Genomic DNA, 16,563 nt, shown 5'->3' on the forward strand with positions numbered 1-16,563 from the left:
GGTTGCATATACACCATCGCTTATGGATGTAAAAATGCAACCCCTTCGGGGTAGTTGTTGATGCCTTGTTCCTCTTCCCAACCTTCTCCTCCGTAGGTAAGCTTCGCCCACCTACGGAGGGGGAAGGCTGGGTTAGTAGACCATGGAAGCCCTTCGGGCTTCTGCTATTCCTGTTTGAGGAGCTGAAAACCCTACGATAAGCCCTTTCTAATGCGTAACCCCTGGGGTAATCCACATACCGATATCGCCATCTCAATATAATTGGTATCTTTGTAGTGATGAGCCTAGATGGAAATCCCACTATTATTAATATATTAGACAATTTGATACTATTATGAACTGGTTTCAAGAACTACTCTTCGGTAGTGGAGTAGGACATTCACTAATGATTCTTGCCCTGACAATTATGCTAGGAATTTTGCTTGGCAGGGTGAAGATCGCTGGCATTTCGCTTGGCGCCACGTTTATCCTCTTTGTTGGCATCCTTTTTGGGGAGCTAGGAATGAAGGTGGATAGGAGTCTCTTGCACTTTTTTCAGGAGTTTGGACTGATACTCTTCGTCTTCTCAATAGGGCTACAGGTAGGGCCTAGTTTCTTTAGCAACTTCAAAAAGGGAGGGCGTACCCTCAACCTGCTCGCCACCCTCAATGTAGCACTGGCAGTGGTGGTGACGACGGTGATTTACTTCCTTTCGGGCGTACCGCTGCAGACGATGGTGGGCATCATGAGTGGTGCCATCACCAATACCCCTGGGCTAGGAGCGGCACAGCAGGCCTACTCGGAGATTGTGGGGGTTGATGACCCCTCTATCGGTATGGGGTATGCGGTAGCTTATCCACTTGGCGTGGTGGGGATCATCCTCTCCATCATACTGATTCGCTGGATCGGAAGAGTGAATATCAAGGAGGAGGAGGCGAAGCTAGAGGAAGAGCGATCCGAGGAGGAGCTTTCGGCAATCCCTATTTCGCTACAAGTGACCAACCCTGCTCTATTTGGGCATACCGTAAAGTCGCTCACAGAGCTGCTACACGGTCGGAAGTTTGTAGTTTCAAGGATATGGAAAAAGGCAACGGACGAAATACATATCGCTACCATAGATACGGTGCTCTCCGAGGGGGACCGGATATTTGTCATCACCGAGCAGCCACACATTGATGCCCTCATCGTGACGGTGGGTCGGAAGCTACACATCGACCGCAAGCGCTGGATACTAGAGGGCTCGAAGTATGTCTCGCGCAAGTTGGTGGTGACCAATAGAGAGATCAATGGACGTACGCTCAAGAACCTCAACCTAAGAGCTCTGTATGGTGTCAATGTCACCCGCATCTACCGAGCTGGAGTGGAGATAGTGGCTTCGCCCAACTTTGCCCTCCAATATGGCGACCGCCTCAATGTGGTGGGAAGTGATGCCGCTATTGATAGTATGGAGAAGATAATTGGCAACTCCGTCAAGAGACTGAATGAACCCAACCTGGTGACTATTTTCCTAGGGATTGCCCTCGGTATATTAGTCGGCTCTATTCCGATTATGTTCCCTGGCATTCCTCAGCCAGTAAAGCTAGGATTGGCCGGTGGTCCACTAGTGGTGGCGATACTCATTGCCCGCTTTGGCTACAAACTAAAATTAGTCGCCTACACTACCACTAGTGCCAACCTCATCCTTCGGGAGATGGGCATCAGCATATTCCTCGCCTGTGTGGGGCTCAACGCTGGCAATGGATTTGTGGATACGCTAGTGAATAATGGCGGTTTTGTGTGGGTGGGCTATGGACTGCTGATTACCCTTATTCCACTATTGGTGGTAGGGCTACTCGGACGATTTGTATTTAAGCTCAACTACCTACAGCTCAGCGGTATGATGGCAGGTGCCACCACCGACCCTCCTGCCCTTGCCTATGCTAATAGCCTCTCCGATAGCGATGCTGCCGCAGTGGGCTATGCCACGGTCTACCCGCTCACGATGTTCTTAAGGGTACTGGCGGCACAGCTGGTGATCATATTCCTCCTCTGACGCGAAGAGAAAGCACTCATCGTTTTTATAAATAAAAAAATCGTATCTTGCACAAGTAGTTACTTAACTTGTAGTGAGATACGATTTTATTATGAAAAGAGTGAGCATCTTTATTTTAGGAGCCTTTTTGCTGGTCTCCTTTAAGATTAGTGCACAGAATGTGGAGCCGGCACAGCTCAATGTTATTTATAAGCAGTTGCTGAAGCACGAACCCACCAACCCAGAAGGGGCAGTGGATGTAACGTTTGTGATGCTGAGTGTAGGAGACACCAGAGCGGTAGTGGAGGACTATGCTGCCTACAAGACCGACTCTCTCAGAGCTTTGGACGATATTGATCCTACCGTGATAGAACAATCAGAGGTGCGTGAAGCAGCAGCAGAGTGCTTCTTCCTACCAAAGATCTACCTAGATCTAGAGCGACAAGAGATAGAGCATCACGAACCGATCCTGCCCAATCGCTATTATTATACCGAGTCTTTTCCAACAGATTGGGAGCTGGGCGAAGAGAGTAAGGAGATAGCAGGGTACCTTTGCCACGAAGCGAAGTTGGACTTTGCTGGTAGGCAGTGGACGGCTTGGTACACAGAGGAGATACCTCTACCCTATGGTCCATGGAAATTGGCTGGGCTACCTGGATTGGTGTTGGCGGCAGAAGATAGCACAGGAGAGATCACCTTTGAATTGGCTGAGATTCGTAACAAAAGAGGAATTGTACCGCCATTCGTTCGCCCAGAGAGTGCTTTTGAGATCAATCGAGAGGGCTTCTTGGAGCTGTATCATGCCTTCTATCCTAAGCAGGAAAGCGAAGGGTTATCAGCAGGCGTCACCAGTATGACTGTAAGGAAGGGAGAGAATGGTAAGACGGTTGTTTTTGCGAATGATGGGATCGTATTAATGCGTTCATTTCCCAATGGTTTTATCTTCTTGGAAAAGGAGTAACCGATGAGACAGTGGCTAATAGGTCTGTGGCTCCTCTTGGTCTGGGCATCGGCAACAGCTCAAGTGAGTGGAGTGGTGGTAGATGACGAGAGTGGTCAGCCCATTAGTGGGGTGATGGTGAAGGTAATTTTAGAGGGAAAGACGAAGGCATTTGCCACCTCCAATGCCCAAGGTAAGTTTAGCATTCCCAAAGCTACGCCGCCTTGTACGCTTGCTTTTAATCACCTCTCTTATGAGCCTTTTCAGACAAAAGTGACCGATAGCCAGCTACACACCTACCAGCTCTCCCCCTCCAATAGAGAGCTGAAGGATTTGGTGGTGGAGGCCCCCCGCATTGTACAGCACGGCGATACGACGGTCTATCACCTAGGGAGATTTGTGAGCCAACGAGATGTAACGCTACAGGATGCTCTGAAGAAGCTCCCTGGGGTTGAGGTTTCTAAGGCGGGATCGATTTCGTATCTCGGCAGGGCAGTGGATAAGCTGACCATCGACAATATGGATGTCTTGGGCAGGGATTACCAAAGTACTATTCAAAACCTAAGGTATGACAAGGTCGCCCGCGTAGAGATTATGGAGAATCAGCAGGACATTAAGATGCTGAAGGATCTGGTGAGTGACGATAAGATCGTGATGAATCTGGTACTGAATCATAAGGCTCGTGGCCGGGCTAATGGCAAGGCGGAGATCGGGGCAGGGGTAGATAGCCAGAAGGAATTGGCCTACCGAGGAATGGGCTATCTCCTCTATGCTCAACCAAGGTGGCAGAGCACGGTGGAGGGACGACTAGATAAGGACTTCAACGCAACTGATGAGGTGAAGCACTCGGTCATTACCCCTTTGATGCCCTCGAGTCCTTTGCTCTCGAGCCTACCTATGGGTCTTTCGGCACCTGAGCCTTCCCTCTCTCCACATTTCTACTTACGCCAGCGGGGCGGTCAAGGAAAGGCCAAGACGATTTACCAATTTTCGACCGACCGAACACTGAAGGCAGACCTTAGCTACTCGGACTATACTAGTCGGCACTCCTATGGTAATGAATTGACCTTTTTCGCTCCTTCAAAGGCAGAAGATGTGGTGCTCAATGAGCATGAGGTCCACACGAGATCTCGTGAGCAGCTGGGGCGGGCGATGTTGGAGTACAAACGCAATGAGCGTAACAACTACTTGAATGAGACGGTAGAGTATGTGGGGCTAAGGCAGCATCAAAAGGATCAGATCTTCCGCTCCGCCACTCCGATGCTTCAGGAGATAGATCTCCGTTCGCACTTGGTGCAAAATCGCCTCGCTTGGAGTCAACGCTTCGGACGAAAGGCGCTTTCATTCCACAGTAAGCTCTCCTACCAAAATGCACCGTTCCTCTCCCTTTCTGCCCCTCTAATAGAACAGAAGTTTAGCGAGGAGGTGATGAGGGCTAGCCTCTCCACTTCTTTTCTATTTCCCTTAAAGAAAGGATGGCAATTGGCCATTCCGATAGAGGGAAGCTATGTACGGGATAAGATTCATAAGGATGGGGCAGAATATACGCAAGGGCAACGTTGGGATCTGAAAGTATCGCCTCGCCTGTGGCGTTTCTCTCTGGGAGACAATAATATCTCATTTGAGCTACCAACCACATTGGCGATACTGAAGTTTGGCGAAGCGGATCGGGCGTCGCATCTACTTCTTTCTCCATCACTCAATTATATGTACTGGCTCAATAGAGTATGGCACCTATTTGGGATGGTCAATTATTACCAAGAGGTGGGGAGCCTACTAGATCTGATGCGACAGCCATTCTTCACTACCTACCGGCAGGAGCGGTTGGGAGCTGGAGAGCTAACGAGTAGCCAAGGTCTTTATGCTAGCATCAACCTGAAGTTTCGCCAACCAGTACAGGAGCTGTATGGCACAATCACCCTCTCGGGAAGATATGGTCGTTCGGATCACTTTCTAACGGATAACCCAACGGTCAACTTGAATCGTCTGGAACTGGTGAAAGGGGACAATACCTATGGTAATTATCAGCTCAATAGCTATATTTCTCGCTACTTTCGGAAGATAAAAAGCAAGGTATCGGCCGGCTTTTCGGGCAATTATGCCCATTACCAAACGATGCGTCGGGAGGTGGAACAAACGTCGCAGATGATGAACCTATCAACTTGGGGTGAAGTACAATGTGATCTAGCAAAGCACTGGTCGGGCAAGCTATCCTACAATGTTACTCGCTCTCAGATGTGGTATGCCACTCAGAAGCTTGATCCACTCCATACGCTCTTAGGGACACTAGATGTCACCTATTCACCTACCGACGACTTACACCTCACGCTTCTCTGTGAGCATCAAGGGAAGGAATGGCGGATGCATGAGATGAAGCATCTATTTCTCCTCAGCACTGTGGGTGAGTACCGCACCACCATAGGCAATTTCAAGTTGCACCTCCACAATCTCCTCAATCAGCAGGAGTATGGATTTACTAGCTATAGTGCCACCGAGAGCAATCGCTCGTGGTACCAATTGAGAGGTCGCTCGGCACTACTCTCCTACCTTTTCTACTTCTGACGAGAGCTTATAGACTTATAGAACAAAAAGCGTTTAGAAAGAATGCAACAAGATATTATAAGCATAAAATGACGGCACCAAGAGATCAGGAGACACTTACGATAGATACAATCCATCCCACAAGAAAGACTGTGATAACACTCAATTATGATAGTTACATTTTCATTCTTTTACTCCCATCTTTATTGTTTATGGAAATAAAAAGCATAATCGCAATCAAAATGGCATTCTGCCTTACACCCTCGATATCACCAATAGCATTCTATTCTTTTCCAATCAGAATATATTTGCAATTAAGAGAGGCAAATTTTTGTGGGCTGTGAGTTACTACGATTAAAATAAGGTGAGAACTGATTTTATGGATGACACTTAACATTTGACGGGAATGTATCTCATCTACTGAACTAAGAAGTTCATCTAGAATAAGAACCTCTGGTTTCTTGTAAAGGGCTCTAAGGAGAAGTATTATCTTTATTTCGCCCAAAGAAAGTCTGCCATTTTCTCCATTGATTAGTGTATCAAGCCCCCTACTAAAACGCGAAAAGAATTCCTTAAACATTAATTTCTCTATCAAATAGCAAAGCCACTGACTATCGTATTCTTCACCAAATACAATATTCTCTTTAATACTACCTTCTATTAAAGTCGCATTTTGTAAAACGACTCCTATTTTTTGCCATAATGAAGATTTTGATATATGACTAATCTCAATGTCATTGTATTTAATTGTTCCTTGATAGTTATTGTATCCGCCAAGAAGTAAATGAAGCAATGTAGATTTACCAGAACCATTGGACCCTTGGATAATTAAACATTCTCCTTTAGTAATTTCAAACTGAATATCCTCAAAGAGGTTTTTCCCTTGTTGAAGCGAAAGGGTTAATTTATTAGCTTTTATAGATGTTATGTTAGAGACTAAGTTATGGGCATCTGTAGGCAAACTTAAATCTTCTTTAAATTCAAAAGCCCTATTAAGTGCTTGATAAGTTTTTACAAGTATAGGAATCGTTGAAAAAAGGTTTTGAATATGCGGATAGAGCATAGAAGTATACGAAAACAATGCAACTAAAGACCCAAGTGCAATTTTTCCATCAAAATACAGATGACTCGCAATAATTAACGATAGAGATACATACACGATATTAATAAGTAAAAAAACTGTACTTAGGTTGATTTGATATTTAGATATTACCACATAATCAGAAAGTGAGGACTTTTTTCTTTGAAAGACGCTACATTCAGAATTGTAAAAAGATGAATAACGGAGATGGTCTAAATTATTCAAATAAGAACCCAAAGTAGCATAATACTTGCTTAAACTAACAAGACGATTTTTCTCAAGAAGTAAATATTTACGAGTAAATACAATAGACAATATGAAATAAGTAATGGTAGCTACTATCGTAACAACCATTAATTCCGTTGAAAAAAAAGCAATAACGATTGAAGACAAGAAGAAAAAGAATATACTATTTACAAAAGAAGACATTAAAGAAAAAACGTAACCCGAATTATCCACTTCCCGAAATCTTGAGATAACATCCCCAAAACTGTATGAGCCTTGACTTTTTTTTGAAAGAGATAATAACGAATCAAGCAATGAATTGGCAATTGAAAATGTATATTTAGATGTAACACGAACTACCATCGACTGTAAAGCATAGTTAACAAACACACCTATGGATAAACACGATGACACACAGAGAACAGTAAGAACCAGTATGCTCATCTTATGCAACGGAAGTATGGTATCAATAAGTACTTTAGAGAAAACTGGAGAAATAAGACTAATTATACTTGCAATAAGAGACAAGAGTATTATGGAGTAAAACGCTCCTGCGTAGGGAGAAAATGCAGATATAATATTCTTCAGATTGTAATTTTTACATATGTTATTTATCTCAAAGAACTCCTCTTTAGGGCTAATTTCAAGAATAATTCTCGATTTCCACATATCTAAGAATTCATTCTGAGACATAGTGACAACACCCTTTGCTGGGTCTCCAAGAATCACCCGATCATTCTTAAAACCAAAAAACACGCAAAAGTGAGGGAATCCCTCTTTCGTTATAACTTGAACAATTCCATAGTTTAATGACGACAAGTCATTATCTTGTAATTGAAATGCAGAAGAGTTCATTCCAAGTTTGTTTGCAGCAGTATATATATCCAATAGCGTGCAACCACCCAGGCTTGTATTCGTAAGATCCTTTATTGTGGTGATTCTATTATTTCCAGAGAAAAATCTAATAATTATTAATAAACAAATAGCACCACACTCATTTTGATCATCTTGTGGAATAAATGCTTTTTTTGCTTGATCGTATAGTCTCATACTCTAACAACGAATTATTCTCATTTTATACCGTGGCTTATCTATTTCAAATACACTTGGATATCGTTTAATTTGAAATGCGTTAAAATAGACACGTTCTTTGTCCCATATAAAAAACACGCCATCTTTTTGCTTAATCCTTTGAATAAGATTTTGAGGCATAACCTCTTGATAATTTGACATCTTTGAAATTATATAAATATCATATTTGTCTGATAAATTATTAATTTCAATAGATAAAGTATTTAGTTCATTGATGCAACTTCTACAAGTAAAACTAACAAAATATAATCGTGCTTTTTTACAATTCAAACCCTTGTGAGATATTTGCCTAATAGATGACACCTGAAGACTATTTAGTGGTATGATTGAATCTGCCTCTATATTCTTTACAAGGGAATAGTTTGTAATAATGAGGATTATCAATATCAAGACAACAATAGCCACACCAAACCTAGAAATTAAACTCTTACGCATAATACTGAACCATATTAGTCAATATGAAGACATTAATAATTAAGAACAAAAAAGTCATATAACCGATCAATGTTGAGACTAGAATCTTTAATTTGGACTTATATGTTTTTGAATTAAGAATTATCAAGCTAAAAACAACCAATATAACTAGCGAAACGACTTGAGAAATATTCAATAAGTCTAATGGCCCTTTTAGACAGCTTAAACTAATACGACTATCAAAAAAAACATTTACACTTTGATATCGGTAATTATTATTTACAGTTTCAGGTGAATAGGAAATAAGCCCTGTAACTTTGCCTATTACAGTGACTAAATAATTTAAGCCAAATATAATAGTCGCTATTGATGCAATAGCAAACTCTTGGTCAAACCTCACTGAAACATTTGCAACTTTATGTGAGGTGTACAGTATCAAACTTATAACAAGAGTTCGTCCTAAAATAACGGCTAAGACACCTACAACATTAAGCCATATAATTGACAACTCCTGTCTATACCACTCATAGGCATCTGCGTACGACACAGATTGGGACGCAAAGTATTCTAGTGTAAATATATAGCGATATTCAAGAAATAGGGCAGAATAACACAACACTAATGAGAGAATCAAACCAAATAGAATAATTCTACCATTCATTTTTACTTTTAATGGCATTTGTATATGCTGTGATATCATAATAAAGCTCTAAAAAAGGATGTGAATTAACTAGCATCAACTCACATCCCATTATCACTAAGACTCTAGTACTAGCAAGGCATATCAACCTCTTGAGTTATTGGTATCCAAAACACAGTCAGAGTGTTAGTGACACGCCTAGAACCATTGATACATGGACCTTGTTTTGACTCATAGCCAAACATTTTTCCGCCGTTCAGATTGGCGAGTTCGCTTAATGCAACTTCTTTCTTCATAATGACAATAAAATAAAAAATTATAAAAAACTACATAGGGAGTTGCACAATGACACCTCCCATAAAATTATATATTGTACCTTCATTTCCTATATTCATTCCATCTGCCATATTGTTCCAATCTGCGTCCGCCTGATCACAAATCCTCCATTTAGCTTCTTCAGAGTAGACATTAAATAACCATGATCTCGGTTCATTTGTCTTAGCAGTCAAATAAAAACCAAAAGGCATATACTTTGACATTTTGAATTGTTTGGTTCCCCAAACACTAAGCATTTCTGTATATGAATAGCCAGCATCGGCAACAAAAAAAACAATAAATATCCCTGTTTTAGGGAATATAAATGGCTGCCTTATCTTGGAGTAGTATCTATTTTTGACTTTGCGGTCTTTATTATCCAAATTCAGCTGTTCTTGTCTTGAGAGAGCTTGTCCATTAGGATCTCCAGTTATAGAATTTGGCTCTGAGATATAATACTGTATTTTAGCATTCGAATTACCACTAAAATTTAAATCCAAAAAGATTTCAGTTACTTGTGGAGCTTCATTCCATGACTCGTCATATGGTATATATAATGCATTAATAGTGAATGGTAGAGGTGCATAGCTACTATGATGTTTGCCTTCGGTTGTTCCTTTACAAAAAAGAGGACCTGTGAACTTAGTTACCACGACTTCATTCAATGAATACGCGACTGGTGTTAGATAGATAATATCATCAACAATCTTGCTCGGAAATACAATTGTATCTTTGAAAGAAAGATGTGAAATTGAAATGCTGTCTGTATATCCATTCTCAATAGTAAATTGTCCATTAGAATCGCTGTAAACGCCATTGGAATGACCAAGTGAAACCCGAGCATATGGGACGGGAGCCAAAGTGCATTTGTCAATGATAGAGATTACTTGTATGTTTTCTTGGGCATAACAGACACCTAGAAAGATACTAAAAGCCAATATGGCGGATAAAATAATTCTATTCTTCACAGCTTGTATATTATTTGAATTGAGTTAATGAGTTTATTTACTCTGCCAAAGGTACACAAATATTCCACATAAACAAAAAAAATGCTTGAAGATATATTAGTGAAAATTCAAATTACTAACGCGATTTACTTATTGGCTGTCAATTTATCAAATCAACAAGAAGTCATATGGTAGATTCCACATTCTCCTGTAGAATCTAATTTACATACAAAAATAGCCACTATCAAAGCGTTTCGGATACTTTGATAGTGGCTATTCCTTACAAATTAATAGTTGTGGAATGGGGACTCTTCCCTACTTCCACTTAGTGTAGATAAGCTGAGACTACCGAGGCAGTCTCAGTTTGGCTTTAGTCGGAGAGAGCAGCACTTCCTTGGAGAGGTGCCACTGGCTCTGGTAGCACAAAGGTATTGACCGTCCATTGATAAGCAGCGATTAGCTCGCTGTTATTATAGGCGGTGTGATTCATCTCTTCGATCCGCTTCATCAGTGCTTCCGACTTAGCTGGCACCTCCTCCTGTACCATTAGGGAGGCATTGAAGCCTGGCCATACGGCAGTATCCTTATGCGGGATATCAAAGTGGCTCTCTGCCAAAGCCTTTGGAATTACTTGGTACACCTAGATCTCAAGCTCTTTTAAGAGCTCCTCCATCTGCTCAAGCATACTGATGTTACAGGTGATGTATGTAAATTTCATCTCATTCATTATCGTCACTGCTGTTTCTTTTCATTCTAAATAGTCTGCGCTCCCGATTGAGTCTCCGCTGGTGCATAAAGGCATAAGCGGTAGGCACCAAAATGAGGGTTACCAACATAGAGATCAGCAGACCTCCAATAATGGTAATACCAAGAGGAGCATACATCTCTTTACCCATACCGGTACTAAGTGCCATTGGTAGCATACCGAGGATAGTGGTCATAGAGGTCATCAATACAGGGCGTAAGCGTGAGCGACCTGCCTCCATCACGGCATCGCGGATGCTGTATCCACGCTGTACCAGCATATTGGTATAATCAACCAGCACAATACCATTATTCACCACGATACCCACCAACATAATCAGTCCGATAAAGGTAACCACACTCAGGGTAGTGCCAGTGATGAAGAAGGCAAGGATGATACCTACCAAGGTGAATGGTATAGCAAAGAAGATGATGAATGGGTCGAGTAGCGACTCAAACTGAGCGGCCATCACCATAAACACCAGCATCAGCCCAATTAAGAAGATTGTAGCTAGCGAAGAGAAGGTATCGCTCTGATCCTCCACCTGTCCGCCAAGGGAAATCTCGATGCCTTCAGGAGCACTGGTATTATTGATAATCTCCTCAGCGATCTTAGCGCCCTCACCTAGAGAGATGCCATTGAGGTCGGCTGTCACCTTCACATACCTTTGCTGCGTCATTCGCTCAATCTCCACTGGGCCCTCTTTCTCCTGTAGGTCTGCTACAGCGATCAGAGGCACCTGCTGACCGAGTAGATTGGTCACCTGCATCTCCTTGAGCTTATTGATAGAGTGACGGAAGTCGGGGGCATACTGAATCTTGATATCGTAGTCGCGACCATCCTCTGTAAAGACACCAGCATCGGCACCGTAGAGATTTTCACGCACCTGAATACCAATCACACCAGGGTTCAGTGCCATTTGGGCCGCCTTATCCTTGTCCACCACGATATGCACCTCACGATTACCAGCGGAGACAAGGGCCTCTACGTTGGTAAACTCTGGGTGCTCCTTCACCTTGCTCTCAAGACCGAGTGCCACCTTATTCATCTCCTCGATATCTTTACCAAAGATAACGAATTCGATAGGGGCTTTATTTCCCGTGAGGGCAGTCGCCATGGCACTACCTCCCGACACCGTTACCTTCTCAATCTCGGGGATTGCCTCCACCAGTGGGCGGATATCATTGGCAATCTCCTGGCTGCTTCGGCTACGCTCATCTACAGGCTTGAGGTGACAGAAGATGGTACCGATATTCTTACCCTCCTTAAATCCTACTGCCGTGAGAGCTCCATCAGGGGTCTGACCAGAAATACTAGCAAGGCCACCCACAGCCACCTCAGGTACATTCTCCTCAATGAGCTTCACAATCTGATTGCCCACCGCCTCTGTCACAGCATGCGAGCTTCCTTGCTCTGTCTCGAACTGTACAGAAATAGAGCCGGCATCAATATCGGGGATATAGTCGGTACCTACCGACTTCCCGAGTAGTAGCACGAGGACAAAGATGATGAGGGCACTCCCTAGAGTAACGCCCTTGTGGAATACCGCCCAACCGAGGAATCTATGGTATCTCCGCTCAATTCGCTCAAACATCCGCTCGCTCCAATTGTAGAGCTTGCCATGCTTTCGCTCCTCTCCACCCCGAGGGGCTGGCTTCAGCAACACGCTTGAAAGCATAGGGGTCAGCGTAAGTGCTGTGAATAGCGAAGTAATCAGGCAGACGACCGTAAGGATCGCCAATTGCTTAAACATCACACCCACAATACCGCCCATAAATACCAGTGGCATAAATACCACAATGGTGGTCAGGGTAGAGGCGGCAATCGCTAGACCCATCTCCGAGGCACCAAACATTGCTGCTTGCTTAGGCATCGCCCCACGCTCGATATGCTGCGTGACATTCTCCAGAACTACAATGGCATTGTCCACCACCATACCGATGGCTATCACTAGGGCTACCAGTGAGAAGATATTGATGGTATAGCCGAGCAGACTCATCATGATAAAGGCTGAAATCAGTGAGACTGGCATGGTGAGGAAGACAATCAAGCTTGACTTCCACTCTCTTAGGAAGAGCAATACCACCAGCGTCACAAATATCAGGGCATACCAGATAGAAGAGCTCAGGTTGTTCACCGAAGAGGTGACCAATTCGTCCGAACCAATCACTTCAAAGATCTGTACGTCAGAAGGCAGATCGCCCTGGATACTAGCAATCTTGTCACGCACCGCATTCGCCACATCCACCGTATTGGCACCCGACTGCTTTTGCACCAGGAGTGCAATGCCTTGGCCAATATGGTTGAAAGCCGATGCATCGGTTTCCTTAAAAGTATCCTTGACAGTGGCCACATCTTTCAGACGCACCACCTTGCCTTTCATCGCCTTGATCACCGTATTCTCCAGCTCCTCCACGCTCTCATACTTTCCTGGCATACGCACAGAGAAGTCATAAGCACTTTCAGAGACAAAGCCAGCCGGCACATTGACATTATTGGCCTTCAGCATCATAGAGACCTGTGCCACCGATACTCCATACCCTTGCATACGGGTAGGGTCGATCTCCACACGGATCTCCCGCTCAGGCTGACCGAGATAAATCACGGTACCCACGCCATCCACTTTTCTCAGGGGGGAGGCAATCTTATCCTCCACGATCTCCTCTAGCCCGTTGTAGTTTTCATCGGCATTGATTGCAAAACCAAGCACAGGCATCATCGAGGCATTGATCTTATAGATAATCGGCGTATAAGCCTGCGAAGGCATTCGCGACTTCGCCAACTCTAAAAGGTCACGAGCGTTATTGGCAGCAGCCGTTACATCCTCCTCCCACTCATAACGAAGTTGGATAAAAGAGACATTCTCCTTAGAGATCGACTTGATCTCCACCAGATTTTCCGCCGCCGAAAGCACCGCTTCCAGAGGTTTGGAGACCTGCTCCTCCACCTCCACAGCCGAGGCTCCAGGATAGACCGTAATCACCGTAAGGGAGGGGAACTCCATATTCGGCATCAGGTCCAGTGGTAATTTCAATAGCGAAAACACCCCGATCACCATAATCGCCACGAAGATCATGGCGGTGGCGATAGGTCTTTTCACACCAAATTCAGGTAGCTTCATACGCTTATTTCTTTACTACATTCACTTTAGAGCCCTCACTGAGCTTATTCTTACCATCAATCACTACCGAGTCGCCACTCTTAATATCGGCACTCTCAATATAGACCCAACCGTCGCTAATTTCGCCACGAGTGACAGGGATACGAGTGACGGTGGTGCCATCGGCACTCAGCTTAAAGAGATACTCTTCGCCCGTACCCGCCAAACGATAGATCGCATTGAGCGGTACAAAGAGACCCTCACGCTCGGGAAGAGCGATGGCAACATTGCAGTACATTCCTGGCTTGAAGGTACGACTGCTATTGGGGATATTCACCTCGATAGAAGCAGTACGCGACATTGGCGAAAGGACAGGAGAGAGGAAGGAGACCTTACCCTCCACCACTTGGTCGGGGTAAGCATCAAAAGTGATCGCCGCCACCTGTCCACGCTCTATATATCCTAGTTCCTTTTCATTCACCTCGATCGTCACCTTCAGTGGATTCACCTGACGAAGCTCTATGATACCACTCTCCAGCTTGAGGTCGCTTGTTACACTTGGGGTAAAGGCATAAGTCTCCCCTTCATTGATCAATATATCGGTAATCACACCACTAAATGGTGCGGTGATGGAGGTATTCTTTTTCAGCATCGCCACCTTCGCCACCGAAGCATCATACTTAGCCTTCACGTGGTCGTAATCCATTTGGCTGATACTCTCTTTTTCACGGAGTCGAGTGACCCGCTCAAAGTCACGCTTAATCGCGTCATTTTCGATCTGAGCTTGTAGCAGCATCTCATCCGACATCTCCACAATCAGAGCCCCCTGTGGTACGTAGCTTCCCTTGGTATAGTGAATACGCTCCACTCTACCTGGCAAGGCGGTTCCTAGGTTGGCACTCTTAGAGGCCTCGGCACTACCCGAGAATCGGATATTTGGTGTGAAAGTCATCTCCTTGGCCTGTGCTATCGTTACAGGCACTACCTTATCCGCCTCCGACGTCTGCTCATTATCGCCTTTCTTGCTACAGGAGACGGTACTACCCATTACTCCCAATAGTAGAAGGGGTAGCCAAATCTGCTTTATTCCTTTGAAGTACATATCTTAATGTCTATTTATCTATTTGTGATTTTGTTTCTGATGGTATTCCTCTGCATACTGATAGAGAGCCCCAGTGGACTTCTCTAGTTGCGATAGGGTCACCGCTGCCTCCACCCTTGCATCGATATCGGCAGAAGCCGCCTTTTCCCACATCGCCTGTGCCTCTAGGATATCTCGGATGCTATTCATCCCTTCCAGAAGGTTGTCTCGAGTGATACGGAGGTTTTCCTCCGCCTGCTCCTTGGAAAGCTTGGTCAACTCCATCTTCTTGAGCGCTTCGGTATGCTTAAATCGATTCTGCTGAATCTGCAAGCCAATCTTCTCCTGCGCCTCCTGTAGCTCCAATTGGGCCTTGGTCACCTGCTGCTCCGCCATATGCACCTGATGAAGGCGGTCGCCCCACGTGAGTATAGGGATCTGCACCCCTACTCCGATCATCCAGTCGCCACCAAGGTTGTTCTGAGTTCCCTTGTAGAGGTTGGGGCTCGTCCAGTTGTAACCAGCAGCTAAAAACACATTGGGTAAAAACTGGGACTGCACCATCTTCTTAGCCGACTGCGTGATGGCCAACTTCTTCCGAAGCATCGCCACCTCGGCACGCTCCACAGCATAGGGGTCGGTGAGTGCCACCAGGCGACTACTCAACTCCTCCTCACTAATCACACTCTTATCCAGAGAGATCTGCTCGGCATCTACGCCTATGATCTGCCCCAGAAGCATCTTAGAGAGCACTAGACCATTCTCTGCCTGCATCAGCGAGAGCTCCACCTCGTTTTGCTTCACCTGTACCTTGAGCACTTCATTCTTAGTGGTCATTCCCTCGGCATAAAGGTTCTGCAGGTCCTGCGCCAATCGCTCAAGTAAAGACTTGTAGCTCTTAGCCAATGACACCTTCTCCTCCACCGAAATCACTCTCCAGTAGGCTTCATCCACCGTGGTCAGCACCTCCGCCTCCGTCAGCTTTACCTTTTCGTGTGCCAGCTCCGAAGCAGAGCGTGCCATCTTATTGGCCTCCACGATCTTCATCCCCATAAAGATCGGTTGCTTCAGTACAAAGCCACCCGTGAATACCTCCATTGGAGCAACACTGATAAAGTCCAGTGGCAATGAAAGCCCTGGAGGTGTCACTCCAGGAATATTAAAGTCAATGGCAAAAGGCTTCAACGCCCGATCGCCAGGATTGACCCAACCCCCAGCAAAGTCGATTCGTGGCAGATACTTCGTCTTGGCCGACTTCACCAAGTAGTCCGAGGTGATCGCCTCCGACTCTGCCATCTGTATCTCCCTATTGTGGCTTAAAGCCATTTCACGGCACTTCTCCAATGAGAGCGGTGCTGGAGCTTGGGCCACAGCCTCTCCCATAGAGAGTACCATTGCTATAAATAGACAATAGGTCATCCCTATATTCAAATTCCGAAACATAATCTACAC

9 protein-coding genes are annotated in these 16,563 nt (G+C 44.6%); 3 read left to right on the top strand and 6 right to left on the bottom strand.

Translation table 11 applies throughout. From position 1 onward, the window contains the following. Positions 1-334: 334 nt before the first annotated feature. The 3 genes from HMPREF3027_RS03470 (at position 335) to HMPREF3027_RS03480 (ending at position 5,492) form a co-directional block, all read left to right on the top strand. Entirely contained in the window at positions 335-2,011 is a 1,677-nt protein-coding gene (locus tag HMPREF3027_RS03470) for a putative transporter (RefSeq protein WP_070707091.1), read from the top strand. Positions 2,012-2,102: 91 nt separating this feature from the next. Beyond that, the gene (locus tag HMPREF3027_RS03475; RefSeq protein ID WP_070707093.1) at positions 2,103-2,951 is read left to right on the top strand and encodes a GLPGLI family protein; all 849 of its coding nucleotides are present in this window, start codon (positions 2,103-2,105) and stop codon (positions 2,949-2,951) included. A gap of 3 nt (positions 2,952-2,954) precedes the next feature. Then, positions 2,955-5,492: a carboxypeptidase-like regulatory domain-containing protein gene (locus HMPREF3027_RS03480; protein ID WP_070707095.1), complete on the top strand. Its 2,538-nt coding sequence runs from the start codon at positions 2,955-2,957 to the stop codon at positions 5,490-5,492. A 262-nt stretch (positions 5,493-5,754) separates the two neighbouring features. Here the strand turns inward: HMPREF3027_RS03480 and HMPREF3027_RS03485 are convergent, their stop codons facing one another. The 6 genes from HMPREF3027_RS03485 to HMPREF3027_RS03520 form a co-directional block, all read right to left on the bottom strand. After that, on the bottom strand, positions 5,755-7,827 hold the full coding sequence (locus HMPREF3027_RS03485) for an ATP-binding cassette domain-containing protein (RefSeq protein ID WP_070707099.1): 2,073 nt from the start codon (positions 7,825-7,827) through the stop codon (positions 5,755-5,757). A 1,422-nt stretch (positions 7,828-9,249) separates the two neighbouring features. Continuing rightward, positions 9,250-10,206 (bottom strand): peptidase associated/transthyretin-like domain-containing protein, encoded by a 957-nt coding sequence (locus HMPREF3027_RS03500; RefSeq protein ID WP_070707105.1) that lies wholly within the window; start codon positions 10,204-10,206, stop codon positions 9,250-9,252. Positions 10,207-10,555: 349 nt separating this feature from the next. Beyond that, entirely contained in the window at positions 10,556-10,825 is a 270-nt protein-coding gene (locus HMPREF3027_RS03505) for a hypothetical protein (RefSeq protein ID WP_246830516.1), read from the bottom strand. A gap of 79 nt (positions 10,826-10,904) precedes the next feature. Then, complete coding sequence (locus HMPREF3027_RS03510; RefSeq protein ID WP_018028353.1) at positions 10,905-14,051, bottom strand: efflux RND transporter permease subunit; 3,147 nt, start codon at positions 14,049-14,051, stop codon at positions 10,905-10,907. A 4-nt stretch (positions 14,052-14,055) separates the two neighbouring features. After that, positions 14,056-15,132 carry an efflux RND transporter periplasmic adaptor subunit gene (locus HMPREF3027_RS03515; RefSeq protein WP_018028354.1) on the bottom strand — a complete coding sequence of 359 codons (1,077 nt, stop codon included), beginning with the start codon at positions 15,130-15,132 and terminating at the stop codon, positions 14,056-14,058. 18 nt (positions 15,133-15,150) lie between these two features. Next, positions 15,151-16,554, bottom strand: coding sequence for a TolC family protein (locus tag HMPREF3027_RS03520; protein ID WP_070707107.1), 1,404 nt, complete (start codon positions 16,552-16,554; stop codon positions 15,151-15,153). Positions 16,555-16,563 lie beyond the last annotated feature (9 nt).

It is taken from the genome of Porphyromonas sp. HMSC077F02, from assembly GCF_001815465.1.
In the GTDB taxonomy this organism is placed as follows: domain Bacteria; phylum Bacteroidota; class Bacteroidia; order Bacteroidales; family Porphyromonadaceae; genus Porphyromonas_A; species Porphyromonas_A somerae.